Below are 14,926 nucleotides of genomic sequence, written 5' to 3'. Positions count from 1 at the left end.
GGCATATCATCATCTTGTCGGCTCCAGTTGGGCGTCCCGGCGGACGAGCGCGGCGTAGCGGCCGTCCTGCTCCAAGAGCTCCTCGTGGGTGCCGCGTTCGACCGTGCGGCCGGAGTCGAGGACCACGATCTGGTCGGCACCGCGAATGGTGGACAGCCGGTGCGCGATGGTGAGGGTGGTGCGGTTCGCCGACAGAGCGTCGATGGCCTGCTGGACGGCGTGCTCCGTGCGGGTGTCCAGAGCGCTCGTCGCCTCGTCGAGAATGAGCACCGGCGGGTCGCGCAGGACGGTGCGGGCGATGGCCAGGCGCTGCTTCTCGCCGCCGGAGAAGCGGTGGCCGCGCTCGCCGACGATCGTGTCGTACCCGTCGGGCAGGGACGCGATGTGGTCGTGGATCTGGGCCGCCCGCGCCGCCGCGTACAGCTCCTCGTCGGTGGCGTCGGGCTTGGCGAAGCGCAGATTCTCGGCGACCGAGGCGTGGAAGAGGTACGTCTCCTGGGAGACGACGCCGACCGCGCGCGCGAGGGTGTCGAAGTCCAGGTCCCGTACGTCGATCCCGTCCAGCGTGACGCGGCCGCCGGTGACGTCGTACAGCCGCGGGACCAGATAGCTGAGCGTCGACTTGCCGGAGCCGGTCGGGCCGACGACGGCGAGGCTGCCGCCCGCGGGGACGCTGATGTCGATGCCGTCGAGGATCGGGCCGCTCTTGTCGTCGTACTGGAACTCGACGTCCTCGAAGCGGATCTCGCCCTTGACCTGGTCGAGGTGGACCGGCCGCTCGGGCTCGGTGATGTCGATGGGCAGGTCGAGGTACTCGAAGATGCGCTGGAAGAGGGCGAGCGAGGTCTGTATCTGTACGCCGGTGGACAGCAGGCTCACCGTCGGCCGGAACAGGCCCTGCTGGAGCGAAACGAAGGCGACGAGCGTGCCGATCGAGATGGCGGAGCCGTCGAACTGGAAGGCGATGCCCGCGGTCCAGTAGATGACGGCCGGCATGGCGGCCATGACGATGCCGATGACGGACATCCGCCAGCGCCCCGCCATGTTCGACTTCACCTCGAGGTCGACCAGGCTCTCGGACTCCTCGGCGAAGGACTTCGTGAGCGAGTCGGCGCGGCCCATGGTGCGGCCGAGCAGGATGCCGCTGACCGAGAGCGACTCGGTGACCGTGGCGGCCATCGCGGCCATCTGCTTCTGGCGCTGGGTGGTGATCTTCTTGCGTTCGTTGCCCACGCGGCGGCTGATCCACACGAACGCCGGCAGCAGGAGCAGCGAGACGACGGTGAGGCGCCAGTCCAGGGCCACCATCGCGACGATGGTGGCGACCACGCTGGTGAGGTTGGAGACCAGCGAGGTGGCGGTGGAGGTGACGGTCGCCTGCATTCCGCCGATGTCGTTGGCGATGCGCGACTGGACCTCACCCGTGCGCGTTCTGGTGAAGAAGGCGAGCGACATGCGCTGGAGCCGGCCGTAGACGGCGGTGCGCAGGTCGTGCATGACGCGCTGGCCGACCGTGGTGGAGATCAGGGTCTGCAGGACGCCGAAGACGCCGGTCAGGACGGCGCTGAGGATCATGCCGAGCGCGAGGAGGCTCAGCAGGCCCGTACGCCCCTGAGGGATCGCGGTGTCCAGGATCGCCTTGAGCAGGAAGGGCGTGGCGACGGAGACGAGGGAGGCGGCGCCGACCAGCAGGCCGACGATCGCGAGGCGGCCGCGGTAGGGCCGGAAGAGTTTCAGGATGCGGCGCACCTGCCGTGGCTGTTCGGCGTCGGCCGGTGGCGGGGTCCAGGTGGGTTGGTCGGGACGCATGGGCTCCTACGGGTTATGAGGCGCCCCTCGGGTGAGAGGCGACGAAGACTGACGGAGCATAGCTCATAGTTACCTATACTCACAATGAACGAGGTCCTGATATTGTTCCCCCATGACCACCCCCGATGCCGACGGCCTGCTGGCTGAGCAGCTGCTGCGGCTGACCCGCCGCGTGCACCGCATCCAGAAGCGCCATCTCGAGCAGCGCGAGCTGGGCATCACGCCGGCCCAGTCCCGGCTGCTGCGCACCCTCGCGCACTACAGCGCGCCGCCTCGCATGGCCGATCTCGCCGAGCGCCTGGAAGTGGTCCCCCGCGCCGTGACCACCCTGGTCGACGGCCTGGAGGCGAGTGGCAAGGTGCGCCGGGTCCCCGACCCCACCAATCGGCGCGTGATCCGTATAGAGGTCACGGACGAGGGGCGCAAGGCGCTCAGGGAGCTGCGCGGCGCGCGCCGGTCCGCCGCGGAGGAGATCCTGGCTCCGTTGACGGACGAGCAGCGTGACGTGCTCGGCGGACTGCTGGACACGCTGGTGGACGGCGTGCCCGCAGTGGACGGCATGCCCGCACTGGGCGGCCTGCCCGGACGGGTACACAGCTGCTGAGTCGCCCCGCCCGCGCAGTGGCGGCCCGTGACGACGCGGCCGCCCCCACACGTGAGGAGCGCGCGATGCCCTTGCTGGAACCCGAGCCGAGCGCCCTGCGCCCCGCCGGGCGCCCCGGGACCCCGTCCCCCGACCGGGTCACCGAAGACCGCGCCGACGGCACACCGGAGCCGTTGCGCGGCGATCTGATCGCCCTGCTCGGCGCCGACAAGGTGCTCACCAAGATCTCCGACCTCGTCCGGTACGCCTCCGACGCCAGCCCCTATCGCTTCGTCCCCCGGGTCGTCGTGGTCCCCGAGGACCTCGACGACGTGTCGGCCGTGCTGTCGTACGCGCACGGCAGGAACCGCGAGGTGGTGTTCCGCGCGGCCGGGACCTCGCTCAACGGCCAGGCCCAGGGCGAGGACATCCTCGTGGACGTCCGCAGGCACTGGACCGGCGTCGAGGTCCTCGACGACGGGGAGCGGGCGCGCATCGGGCCCGGTACGACCGTCGCCCGCGCCAATGCCGCACTCGCCCGGCACGGGCGGGTGCTCGGCCCCGACCCGGCGAGCGCGATCGCCTGCACCGTGGGCGGAGTCGTCGCGAACAACGCCTCCGGTATGACGGCGGGCACCACCCGCAACGCGTACCGCACGCTCGCCTCTCTCACCTTCGTGCTGCCGACCGGCACGGTCGTGGACACGGCGGAGCCGGACGCCGACGACCGACTGGCGCACGCCGAACCGGCCCTGTGCGCCGGACTGATGGAGATCAAGGCGGAGATCGAGTCCGACCGCGAGCTCGTCGCCCGCATCCGCGCGAAGTACGCGATCAAGAACACGAACGGATACCGCCTGGACGCGTTCCTCGACGGCGCGACACCCGTCGAGATCCTGCGCGGCCTGATGGTCGGCTCCGAGGGCACCTTCGGCTTCATCTCGGAGGTCGTCTTCGAGACGCTGCCGCTGGATCGCCGTGTCACCGCAGGGCTGCTCTTCTTCCCCTCACTGCCGGCCGCGGCCGGCGCGGTGCCCCTGTTCACCGAGGCGGGCGCACTGGCCGTCGAGCTGATGGACGGCAACTCGCTGCGCGCCTCGGTGAGCGTCGAGGGCGTACCGGCGGACTGGGCCGGACTGCCCAAGGCGACGACGGCACTGCTCGTCGAGTTCCGCGCACCGGACGAGTCCGGACAGGAGGCGTACGAGGAGGCGGCCCGTGGAGTCCTGGAGGGGCTCGAACTGGTCTCGCCCGTCGCCTCCGTGACGAACACCTTCACCCGCGACGCCAAGACGATCACGGGCTACTGGAAGGCCCGCAAGGCGTTCGTGACGGCGGTCGGCGGTGCGCGCCCCTCCGGGACCACCCTGATCACCGAGGATTTCGCGGTGCCTCCGACGCGGCTCGCCGAGGCCTGCGAGACGCTGCTGGAGCTCCAGACACGGCACGGCTTCGACGCGGCCGTCGCGGGTCATGCCGCGCACGGCAATCTGCACTTCCTGCTCGCCTTCGACGCGTCCCGGGCGGCCGACGTCGAGCGGTACGCCGCCTTCATGGACGACTTCTGCCGGCTGACGGTGGAGCGTTTCGACGGCTCCCTGAAGGCCGAGCACGCCACGGGACGGAACATCGCGCCGTTCCTGGAGCTCGAATGGGGCCCCAGGGCGACGGAGTTGATGTGGCGGACGAAGCGGTTGATCGACCCGGACGGGGTGCTCGCGCCGCGCATCGTGCTGGACCGTGATCCGCGCGCGCATCTACGGGGGCTGAAGACGATCCCACGGGTGGAGGCGATCGCCGACCCCTGTATCGAGTGCGGCTTCTGCGAACCGACCTGCCCCAGCCAGGACCTGACGACCACACCGCGCCAACGGATCGTGCTGCGCCGGGAGATGATGCGCCAGCCCGCCGGTTCCCGGGTCGAGGACGGCCTCCTGGAGGCGTACGGCTATGACGCCGTGGACAGCTGCGCCGGGGACTCGACGTGCAAGCTCGCCTGCCCGGTCGGCATCGACACGGGCGCGCTGATGAAGGGCTTTCGGCACACCCGGCACTCGCCGCGCGAGGAGCGGGCGGCGGCGCTGGCCGCGCGTGACTTCCGGGCGGTCGAGGCGGCGGCACGCCTGGCCGTCGCCGCCGCGGACCGGATCGGTGACCGGTGGATGACCGCCGTGACGCGCGCCGCACGCAAGGGGGTGCGACCGGATCTGGTTCCGGAGTGGCTGTCGGGAATCCCTGGGGCGGCCCCCAGGAAGATGCCCGACACCGCGCGTGTGGGCGCCACCGCCGTCTACTACCCGGCTTGCGTCAACCGCATCTTCGGCAGTCCCGGCGATGTGTCGCTGGCCCAGGCCGTCGTCGCGGTCTCCACGCGCGCGGGGAAGCCAGTTTGGATTCCGGACGATGTGGCGGGGACGTGCTGCGCGACGATCTGGCACTCCAAGGGATATGACGCGGGGAACGCCGTCATGGCCAATCGCATCGTCGAGGCCGCCTGGGGCTGGACGGCGGGCGGCAAGCTACCGCTGGTGGTGGACGCGTCGTCCTGCACGCTCGGCCTCGCGCGGGAGGTCGTGCCGTATCTGAGCGCCGACAACCGTGCCCTGCACGCGGAGTTGACGGTGGTCGACTCCCTGGTGTGGGCCGCCGACGAGCTCCTCCCGCACCTCACCGTGCGCCGCACCGTCGGTTCCGCGGTGCTCCACCCCACCTGCTCCATGCGCCACTTGGGCGACGAGGCGCGGCTGCGCGCCGTGGCCGAGGCCTGCGCGGACGAGGTGGTCGTCCCGGACGACGCCGGGTGCTGCGCCTTCGCGGGAGACCGCGGCATGCTCCACAAGGAGCTCACCGAGTCGGCCACGCGCAAGGAGGCGGCCTTCGTGGGCTCGCGCCCCTTCGACGCGCATCTCTCGGCGAGCCGCATGTGCGAGGTGGGCATGGACCACGCGACGGGCCGCGGCTACCACTCCGTACTGCTGGAGTTGGAGCGCGCGACCCGTCCCGGGTCTCTCAACTGACCTCGGAGGCAGGCTCCTTGACCATCTGTGCGGGTACGTCGACTTGTGCGGGTACGTCGACCCGGGCAGCCTGAGCGGTCACCCCGGGCTGAGCCGTTACGGGGGCCTCGGCCGACTCGGGCTCAGCGAGGGCCGATTCCAGCGGCCCGTCCCGCTCCACGGACGGCCCGCCCTGCGCCACGGACGGCCCGTCCGCCTCCACAACGGACGGCCCGCCCTCCACCACGAAGGGCCCGTCCTCCTCCACAAACGTGATCTCGCCGTCCAGCACCTTCTTGGCCCGCTCCGCGTCGAGCGCACCCTCCCAGCGGGACACCGCGAAGACGGCGACGCAGTTGCCGAGCAGGTTGGTGACGACGCGCATCGAGTCCATGATCCGGTCGACGCCGAGGAGGAGCGCGACGGCTCCGGCGGGGATGACGCCGAGGGAGGACGCGGTCGCGGACAGGGCGAGGAAGGCCGAACCCGGCACGCCCGCCATGCCCTTGCTGGTCAGCATGAGCACCAGGACCACGGTGATCTGCCGGCTCAGGGAGAGGTCGACCCCGACGGCCTGGGCGATGAACAGCGTGCCGATGGAGGTAGATCGAGGCACCGTCGAGGTTGAAGGAGTACCCGGTGGGCAGGACCAGCCCCACCGCGTCGTCCCGGGCGCCCGCTTGGCGCAGCTTCTGCATCATGCGCGGCATGACGGTCTCGCTGGACGCGGTGCCGAGCGCGAGCAGCAGTTCCTCGCGGGTGTAGCGGACGAACTTCCACAGGCTCAGCCCGGTGACCAGCTTCAGCGCGACGGCGAGCAGCGCGAGGAACACCAGCGCGACCGCGTAGCACAGGATGATCAGTTTGCCGTACGTCTTCATGACGCCGAGGCCGTATTCGCCGACCAGGTGGACCATGGCGCCGAAGACCGCGAGCGGGGCCAGCTTCATGACGAACCCGACGATGGCGAAGATGACGTCCTGGGCCTGCTCGATAGCGGGCAGGATCTTGGGCACCTTGGTGGTGCCGAGGTGCAGCAGCGCGGCGCCCGTCAGACAGGCCAGGACCAGGACTTGGAGCAGCGAGTTCTCGGCGAAGGCGCCGACTGCGCTCTGGGGCAGCGCGTCCAAGATGAACTCGGTGGTCGAGGGCAGCGAACCGCCGGCGGTCTTGCCGTCGATCGCCGAGGCGTCGAGCTTCGACGGGTCCACGTTCATGCCCGAGCCCGGGCCGACCACGTTGGCCGCGATCAGGCCGATGAGCAGCGCGACCGTGGACGCGACCTCGAACCAGACCAGGGCCTTGAGGCCGATCCGCCCGAAGGCCTTCAGGTTGCCGGCCTTGGCGATGCCGACGACGACCACGCAGAACACGAGCGGTGCGATCACGGTCTTGATGAGCCGCACGAAGCCGTCGCCGAGCGGCTGGAAGGCCGTGGCCGTGTCGGGCCACAACCTTCCGACGACGATTCCGAGCACGAGCGCGCAGGCGACCTGCGCGAACAATGAGGTACGCAGTGTGCGTGCGACGCGTCGCGGGGACGGTACAGACGGCGGCACGGGACTCCTCCGAAGGGACTTCTGGTATGCGGAAAAGTTCTTCCGCGTTGATCACTATTGAGGAGTTCCCGATGCCGCCGGATACTTCCGTGTCACGTCCACGTAAATCATGGAACAGCGACGCTGATCTCAAGAGCCTCACGAGGAGCTCACAGAAGGCTCAACAGCCCCTGCGGTCCACCGTCAGCACTCCTTGTACGGCGGTCAGCGTCCTGTCGTAGCACCCGGCCGAGCCGTACAGCCGGTAGCGCTCACTCGTCGTCGCGACCGCATGGCGCTGGTCCCGCGGCACGTTCGCCGTATACGTCGCGTCACCCGTGTAGGTGTCGTCGAGCCGTGACCACGTGGTGCGTCGTCCGTCGCGCGTCTCCACGACCGCCGCCCGGTCGCCGAGTGCCAGGACGGCCCGCAGCCGGTCGTCCGCGCCGAGCGTCGTGGTGCCGTCCATCGTGTACGTGTGTTGTGTGCGCGTCGTCCTGGCGGGTCCGCGTCCGTCGACGGTGACCGTCTGGTCGTCGGTCCAGGTGGCCTTGAGTCCGTCCGTGTTCTCGCCGTCCGTCCAGCGGTGCAGGGAGGTGTTGGCGAGCGTGCGCGTGATGGTGGTCCGCACCCGGCCGTGCGAGGTGTCGACGTATCCGGCGACCGTCAGCCGGTGCGCGCCCTCGGTGTCCAGGCGGTTCTCCGAACCGGGCGTGTACGCCGACGAGTTGGCGAGATCGCCCGCCTCGGCCTCGGTGAGCGCCCCGCGCACCTGCGCACGCTTCGCGTCCTGCCAGACGAGGACGTTGACCGGAGTGCTCCAGCCGGTCTGCCCTTCGGGGACGCCCACGACGGAGACGTCGACCTGGTGCGGGCGGCCGTCGTTGAGGAGACCGGCGAAGGGTGTCAGGTCGTACTCGATGGGCTTGATGTCGAAGGCGCGCGGACCCGGAATCACGTACCAGAGGAAGGGGTTGGACCAGCCGCCCGTCCACACGGTCGGGAACGGTTCGGCGATGCCCGCGAGCCGGCCGTCGACCTTGATCTGCACCTCGCGGTAGGGGCCGCCGGACGCCTTGCAGGAGTACGGCGCCGAGTCGGGCACCGTCAGGTACCAGTACTCCTCGCAGCCTCCGCCGGACCCGGTCGCGTACACCTCGGCGACGACGCGTTCGCTGTTGCGCGGTGTGGTGAGGGTGCCGTTCTGAAGGGTGAGGACGCGGTCGGGGGCGGCCTCGGCTCCCGCGGCAGGCTTCCCTGCCCCTTTCTCACCCGGCTTCGAACCCGACTGCCCACCCGGCTTCTCGGCGGCGTAGAAGGTGAGCGTGGCCCGCACATCGAGGACTCCGGTGTACGTGTCGTCGACGACGTTCCCGATGAGCATCTCGACGTCGTGGCTCTGCCGGAACGTGTCGCTGTAGCGCGTCACATCCTTCTCGACGGACCACGCGATGCCGTCGGGCGAGGGCTCTGGAGTGGACGTACGGAAGATCTCGACACCGCCGATGTGCAGATAGCCGAGTCGGTCGAACTGCCGCCCCTTGACCTTGCCGTCGAGCCGCAGCACGACCTTGCTCCAGCGGTCACCGCAGCCGCTCGGGGGCGCGTACCTGCCCTTGTACGGCGTGAAGTCACGGAACTGCGCCTCGGCGACCGTCACCTCGCAGGACGTGGTGGCGGGCTTGGTCACCGGCGGAGCGGCGGTCAGCGGATCGTTCCAGTCGGTACCGAACTCGGCGGGCGGATCCGCGAGCTGGGCGGCCGAGACCGGGTTCACCCCGAGGAAGGCGCTCGCCACGAGGGTTGCCCCGGCGAGCATGGACATGATGAGCCGTCTTCTCATGTGCGGTGTTCTACGGGGCAGTTGGGCCGCCCCGCAATGGGGCACCGCCGACGGTGACACCGACCACCGGGGACCCCACCTCGTGCCGCCTCGTCCACCACGAGGACCAGAGGGCCGGTCCGGCGGATCAGGTCGCAGGAAACGGGCGGTGCCTCCTTGCCGCCGGTGAGCGGGGCTTGGTGCGTGCAGCTGCAAGGCGGAGGAGGGAGTCGACGCGGAGCGTCGGCGAGTGACGACAACGCCGCAGATGGGCGTGCCAAGCCCCGCGTCTGCGGCATGATCCGCCGGACCGGCCTTAGGCGTTCAGATCCGCCTTGTCGCCCATCACCACGACAGGGTGCTGATGCCTGTCGAGCGTGCGCAGCAGATACTCCATGGCCGACTTGGACAGGCTCACGCAGGCCGACGTACCGCTGCCGTGGTCCATGTGCAGCCAGATGCCGCCGCCCTTGGACTGCCCCTGGGGGCGGGTCGGGTCGTTCGGCGCCGTGCCCTTGACGCGGTTGTAGTCGATGGCGATGACGTAGTCGAAGTCGTGCCAGTACGACTTGCCCCAGAAGTGCGGGGCCTGGAAGGACGCCGACCGGGTGTAGGGGAGGCGGGCGCCCGGGTCGGGGAGTACACCGCCCGCGTCGCTGAGCGTGAACACGCCGACGGGGCTGCGCTTGTCGCCCTCGTGGTGGTCGGTGGTCCAGCCCCTGGTCCCGTTGTGGGCCGGCCAGCTGCGGGTCTCGTCCCAGGTGGAACCGGACTTCGTGTACAGGACGACCGTGGAGTCCGCCGAGTCCTTGCCCGCGCCGTAGACCGCAACCACCTGACGGGAGTCGGACGGGATCTGCTTCCGCAGCCGGTCGCCGACGTCGGGGACGCGTTTCAGGTCGACCGTGCGCGCCCGGGAATCGCCGGGCCCTGCCTTTCCTGCCCTTCCCTTCGTGCCACTCCCATTCCCGCTTCCACTCGCGCCGCCCGCGTCACCACAGGCCGACAGGGTGACGGCGAGGACACCACAGGCCGCCGCGGCGAGCCCCGCACGCATCGCACCGTTCTTCAGCATGCGGTCCATCGTCGCACCGCTTATCGCACGAATTGCCCCGGCCCCCTGTCAACCGGCAACGCCCGGCCGGTTGGGGCCGATTCCTTGCGCCGGGGCGAAAAACCGTTTGCCTCCGACCACGCTCCGAGGCGAACCTTTCACGGTTTGTTGCCGGCCCGCACGGCCGGTCGTGGGCTGCCGGAATCGGCGGCTCCCTCCACCCCCTGACACGAGCCACTGGGACGTCATGCAGATTCAAGACCTTCCGTATCCCGACCCGGGTGTGCCGGACGCGCGCTCGGGTCCCCGATTCCTGCGGTGGCTCTTCCGGAACCAGCTCGGCGGGCAGTTCAAGGCCCTCGCCTGGGGTCTGCTGCACTTCGTGGCCGTCTCCGGGCTGCCGTTCTGCGTCGGCCTCGCCATCCAGGCCGTCGTCGACCGTTCCGGCACCCGGCTCGCTCTGACGGGTGGGCTGATGGTGCTCTGCGGCGCCTGCATCGCGCTGGGCGACACCATGCTGCACCGCTCCGCGGTCACCAACTGGATCACCGCCGCCGCGCGCGTCCAGCAACTACTGGCCCGCAAGACCGCCCAACTGGGTTCCGCGCTGACGCGGCGCGTCGCGGCCGGTGAGGTCGTCGCGGTCTCCACCGGCGACGTGGAGAAGATCGGCTGGTTCGTGGAGGCCGTGTCGCGGTTCCTCGCCGCCGCGCTCACCGTGGTGCTGGTCTGCGTGGGCCTCGTCGTCTACCAGCCGGCGCTCGGCGTGCTCGTCGCCGTGGGCGTGCCCGTGCTGGCGCTCGCCGTACTGCCGCTGCTGCCCCGCGCCACCCGGCGCGCCGACGTCCAGCGCGAGAAGGCCGGCCGCGCCACCGAACTGGCCTCGGACACCGTCGCGGGCCTGCGCGTGCTGCGCGGCATCGGCGGCGAGGAACTGTTCCTCGACCGCTACCGCCGGGCCTCTCAGGAGGTCCGCCGGGCGGCCGTCCACAATGCCCGGATGTGGTCGCTGATCTCGGCCATCCAGGTGCTGCTGCCCGGTCTGCTGCTGATCGCCGTCGTCTGGCACGGCGTGCGGCTGGCCCGCGACGGCCGGATCGCGGTCGGTGAACTGGTCACCGTGTACAGCGCGGTCATGCTGCTCACCTATCCACTGCGGCACTTCGAGGAGATCGCCATGGCGTACTCCTTCTCGCGCCCGTCCGCCAAGCGGGCCGCCCGGGTGCTGTCCCTGGAACGAGCCATGGACAGCGACGGATCACGCGCGGCGGAAGTGCCGGGCGGCGAGCTCTACGACCCCACGACCGGGCTGCTCGCGCCCGCCGGGCGGCTCACCGCAGTGGTGTGCGGCGACCCGGACGCGGCGGGACTGCTGGCCGAGCGGCTCGGCGGACACCCTTCCGAAGAGGGCACCTCGGCGCTCCTCGGGGGTGTCCCGCTCGACGAACTCCCGCTGGACTCCGCCCGGACCGCCGTCCTCGTCCAGGACAAGGACCCGGTGCTGCTGTCCGGATCGCTGCACGAGCTGCTCGACGTGCCCGCCTCCGGTCTCGTCAGCGCCGAGGCCGCATTGTCCGCCGCGCAGTGCGGCGACGTGCTGGACGCACTCGCCCAGGGGTCTGTGGACACCGAGGACCCGATGAGCGCCCGTATCACCGAACGCGGACGCTCCCTGTCGGGTGGCCAGCGCCAGCGTCTGGCGCTGGCCCGGTCGCTGATCACGGACCCCGAGGTGCTCGTCCTGGACGAGCCGACATCGGCCGTCGACTCGCACACCGAGGCGCGGATCGCCGACGGCGTGCGCGCCCTGCGCGCCGGGCGCACCACCGTGGTCTTCACCTCCTCGCCGCTGCTCCTGGACCACGCGGACCGGGTCGTACTGATCCACGAGGGCGAGGTGGCGGCGGTCGGCGTACACCGCGAACTGGTGCACAGCGAACCGCGCTACCGGGCCGTGGTGACCCGGGAGACCGACGAAGAGGCCGCGCTGAGCGGCGTACGGGACGACGCCGCCGCTCTGGACGGCGTACTGGAAGAAATCGAGGAGACCGCATGATCGGCGTGGCGCCACCGGCGTACGACCCTGCCGCCCCGACGACGGCGAACACCCTGCCCGTCGGCGCGCCCTCGACCGTACGCGCCTACGTGGCCGAACTGTTCCGACGGCACCGCGGCGCCTTCCTGCTCCTGATCACCGTCAACACCGTGGCCGTCGTCGCCTCGATGGCAGGGCCCTATCTGCTGGGCTCGATCGTCGAGCGGGTCTCGGACCACGCGCACGAGCTCCATCTGGGGCTCACCGCCGCACTGTTCGTCGTCGCGCTCGTCGTCCAGGCCGTGTTCGTACGCGAGGTACGACTGCGCGGCGCCATGCTCGGCGAGCGGATGCTGGCCGATCTGCGCGAGGACTTCCTCGTCCGGTCGGTGGGCCTGCCGCCCGGCGTCCTGGAGCGGGCCGGGACGGGCGATCTGCTGTCCCGCATCACGACGGACATCGACCGGCTCGCAAACGCGATGCGCGAGGCCGTGCCGCAGCTGGCCATCGGTGTGGTGTGGGCGGCGCTGCTGCTCGGCGGACTCGCCGTGACCGCGCCACCGCTCGCCCCCGCCGTGCTGATCGCCGTGCCGCTGCTGGTGGTCGGCTGCCGCTGGTACTTCAAGCGGGCTCCGTCGGCGTACCGCTCGGAGGCCGCCGGGTACGCGGCCGTCGCCGCCGCCCTCGCCGAGACGGTCGACGCCGGGCACACCGTCGAGGCACATCGCCTGAGCGAGCGCCGCGTCGAGCTGTCGGACCGCCGCGTGAAGGAGTGGACGTCGTGGGAGCGGTACACGCTCTGGCTGCGGTCGGTCCTGTTCCCGGTCGTCAGCGCCACGCATGTGACGGTGCTGTGCTCGGTCCTCATGGTCGGCGGGGTTTTCGTCCTCCAGGGCTGGATCGGAGTGGGTCAGCTCACCACGGGCGCGCTCATCGCGCAGATGCTCGTCGACCCGGTGGGGCTGATCCTGCGCTGGTACGACGAACTACAGGTCGCCCAGGTATCGCTGGCCCGGCTGGTCGGCGTCCGGGAGATCGAGCCGGACGCGGGCGACCCGTCGGTGTCCCCGGACGGGCGTGACGTGCACGCGGACCGGGTGCACTTCGGCTACCGGGCCGGCGTGGACGTGCTCCGCAAGGTCTCCCTGGAGGTCGCGCCCGGCACCCGGCTCGCGCTGGTCGGCCCCTCGGGCGCGGGCAAGTCCACGCTGGGCAGGCTGCTCGCCGGGATCTACGCGCCCCGGGACGGCCGGATCACACTCGGCGGCGCCGAACTGTCCCGGATGCCCGCCGAGGAGATCCGCAGCCACGTGGCCCTGGTCAACCAGGAGCACCACGTCTTCGTGGGCTCCCTGCGTGACAACCTGCTGCTCGCCCGGACCGGCGCCGACGACGCCGAGCTGTGGGCGGCGCTCGGCGCGGTCGACGCCGACGGCTGGGCGCGGGCCCTGGACGACGGCCTGGACACCGAGGTCGGCTCGGGCGGGCTGGCGCTCACTCCGGCCCAGGCCCAGCAGATCGCGCTGGCCCGACTGGTACTGGCCGATCCGCACACGCTGGTCCTGGACGAGGCGACCTCGCTCCTCGACCCGCGTGCGGCCCGCCATCTGGAACGCTCCCTGGCCCGCGTCCTCGACGGCCGCACCGTCGTCGCCATCGCCCACCGGCTGCACACCGCGCACGACGCGGACGTCATCGCCGTCGTCGAGAGCGGCCGGATCAGCGAGCTGGGCAGCCACGACCAGCTGGTCGCGGCGGAGGGCGCGTACGCGGCGCTGTGGCGGTCCTGGCACGGCTGAGCCCGAGCCGTCGCGATGCGCGGTCCGATCCATCCGGCCCGCCCCTTTCAGGGGGCGGCCGGTTCCATGGGCGGACCGCCTCCACGGTGCTGCGGCCGGACCCGCCGCACCGTGCGGCATCGCTGGTCGGACCGTGTGGCGTTGCGCAGGGTCGAAAGGGAGTGGAAGGCTGGATGTGGACACCGGCTCGGGGACGCCCGGCAACCACCCGGTTCGCCCGTGGCGAGGCCTGTGTCCAGAGGCCCGCGCGCCCGCCGTCGAGTGCGGTGGCACCAGACCTCGCCCGCACCCCCTGGAGGTAGCCGTGACCAGCGCCGACGGATGGGGAGACGACGTCTACCAGCCCGACGGATCCGAGGTACAGGACGACGCGGGACTGCTCGACGCCGAGGACACGCTGCTCACGGACGGTGTCGATGACCCCCTCGACCGGGGCTGGTCGCCGCCGGAGCGGCCGTGGGCGGTGGAGCACTCGGGCGTGACCGCCGCGGAGCGCCGGGAGGGCGAGACCCTGGAACAGCGCCTCGACGAGGAGATGCCCGACATCGCCACCCCTGACGGTGACGGTATCGGCGACTGCCAGGGCACCGACGGCGAACCCCTCGACAACGAGGTGGGCGACCTGCGCTCCGGCCGTCTCGTCGCCCCCGACGAGGGCGCGCACGAGGACGAGGAGAGCGGCCTCATCGCCACGGACGTGGGCATCGACGGCGCCGCGGCCTCGGCCGAGGAGGCCGCGATGCACATCGTGGACGAGGAGTCCCTGTCCGGCTGACCGACACACCCGTCCCTCCCCCGAGGAGCATCCATGCAGCAGGACAAGCAGCCCGACTACCACCCCGTCGTCTTCCGCGACCGCGCCGCCGGCTACGCCTTCCTCACCCGCTCCACGGCGACGAGCGACCGGACCATCGAATGGGACGACGGTGAGACCTACCCCGTCGTCGACGTCGAGATCTCCTCCGAAAGCCACCCCTTCTACACGGGCAAGGCCCGCACCGTGGACACGGAGGGCCGCATCGCTCAGTTCGAGCGGCGGTACGGGGGTGGCGGCCAGGCAGCAGGCGGCAGCACCACCTGAGCGGCAGCACCACCTGAGGAGCCGCACGCGAGCCCAACCGCGCTGCGGCAAGGGCGGGATGATGGGAGTGCACCAGCCGCGCGGGGATCAAGATCGCGCACCACTGTCCGATCGACCTGCTGCGCAATGTGGCCACGACGAGCGGACTGCTGCCCCGCCTCTTCGTCCGCGGCGCGCCCCCGAGCCCCCTCTCGCCCTCGGGCGTCCGG

At 71.1% G+C, this 14,926-nt stretch carries 9 protein-coding genes and 1 pseudogene; 6 read left to right on the top strand and 4 right to left on the bottom strand.

The window, feature by feature from the left end; genetic code table 11:
- Positions 1–9: 9 nt before the first annotated feature.
- Positions 10–1,809: an ABC transporter ATP-binding protein gene (locus ACFVXA_RS18430; protein ID WP_390025620.1), complete on the bottom strand. Its 1,800-nt coding sequence runs from the start codon at positions 1,807–1,809 to the stop codon at positions 10–12.
- A 112-nt stretch (positions 1,810–1,921) separates the two neighbouring features.
- Here ACFVXA_RS18430 and ACFVXA_RS18425 point away from each other — a divergent pair, with 112 nt between their 5' ends.
- Entirely contained in the window at positions 1,922–2,413 is a 492-nt protein-coding gene (locus ACFVXA_RS18425; protein ID WP_362015251.1) for a MarR family transcriptional regulator, read from the top strand.
- A gap of 65 nt (positions 2,414–2,478) precedes the next feature.
- Positions 2,479–5,409, top strand: a complete 2,931-nt coding sequence (locus ACFVXA_RS18420; RefSeq protein ID WP_390025618.1) for an FAD-binding and (Fe-S)-binding domain-containing protein — start codon at positions 2,479–2,481, stop codon at positions 5,407–5,409.
- On the opposite strand, the pseudogene ACFVXA_RS18415 reads toward ACFVXA_RS18420, so the two are convergent.
- From ACFVXA_RS18415 to ACFVXA_RS18405, 3 genes and pseudogenes are all read right to left on the bottom strand, one after another.
- A pseudogene (locus tag ACFVXA_RS18415) lies at positions 5,402–6,947 on the bottom strand (cation:dicarboxylate symporter family transporter). The gene ACFVXA_RS18420 and the pseudogene ACFVXA_RS18415 sit on opposite strands and share 8 nt — an antisense overlap.
- A gap of 160 nt (positions 6,948–7,107) precedes the next feature.
- The gene (locus ACFVXA_RS18410) at positions 7,108–8,769 is read right to left on the bottom strand and encodes a peptide-N4-asparagine amidase (protein ID WP_390025616.1); all 1,662 of its coding nucleotides are present in this window, start codon (positions 8,767–8,769) and stop codon (positions 7,108–7,110) included.
- A 295-nt stretch (positions 8,770–9,064) separates the two neighbouring features.
- Positions 9,065–9,823: a L,D-transpeptidase family protein gene (locus ACFVXA_RS18405; protein ID WP_390025614.1), complete on the bottom strand. Its 759-nt coding sequence runs from the start codon at positions 9,821–9,823 to the stop codon at positions 9,065–9,067.
- A 226-nt stretch (positions 9,824–10,049) separates the two neighbouring features.
- On the opposite strand from ACFVXA_RS18405, the gene ACFVXA_RS18400 reads away from it, so the two are divergent.
- The 4 genes from ACFVXA_RS18400 to ACFVXA_RS18385 all read left to right on the top strand — a co-directional run bounded on the left by ACFVXA_RS18400 (position 10,050) and on the right by ACFVXA_RS18385 (position 14,717).
- A complete protein-coding gene (locus ACFVXA_RS18400) occupies positions 10,050–11,858 on the top strand; it encodes an ABC transporter ATP-binding protein (RefSeq protein ID WP_362015237.1) in 1,809 nt (602 codons plus the stop codon).
- Positions 11,855–13,636 carry an ABC transporter ATP-binding protein gene (locus ACFVXA_RS18395; RefSeq protein WP_362015234.1) on the top strand — a complete coding sequence of 594 codons (1,782 nt, stop codon included), beginning with the start codon at positions 11,855–11,857 and terminating at the stop codon, positions 13,634–13,636. Before ACFVXA_RS18400 ends, ACFVXA_RS18395 begins: the two co-directional genes overlap by 4 nt.
- A gap of 304 nt (positions 13,637–13,940) precedes the next feature.
- On the top strand, positions 13,941–14,411 hold the full coding sequence (locus tag ACFVXA_RS18390) for a DUF5709 domain-containing protein (RefSeq protein WP_362015231.1): 471 nt from the start codon (positions 13,941–13,943) through the stop codon (positions 14,409–14,411).
- Between the two features lie 33 nt (positions 14,412–14,444).
- Positions 14,445–14,717, top strand: a complete 273-nt coding sequence (locus ACFVXA_RS18385) for a type B 50S ribosomal protein L31 (RefSeq protein WP_362015228.1) — start codon at positions 14,445–14,447, stop codon at positions 14,715–14,717.
- Positions 14,718–14,926 lie beyond the last annotated feature (209 nt).

It is taken from the genome of Streptomyces sp. NPDC058246, from assembly GCF_042881985.1.
Classification (GTDB): Bacteria; Actinomycetota; Actinomycetes; order Streptomycetales; family Streptomycetaceae; genus Streptomyces.
This window is presented reverse-complemented; position numbering and strand designations above follow the sequence as displayed.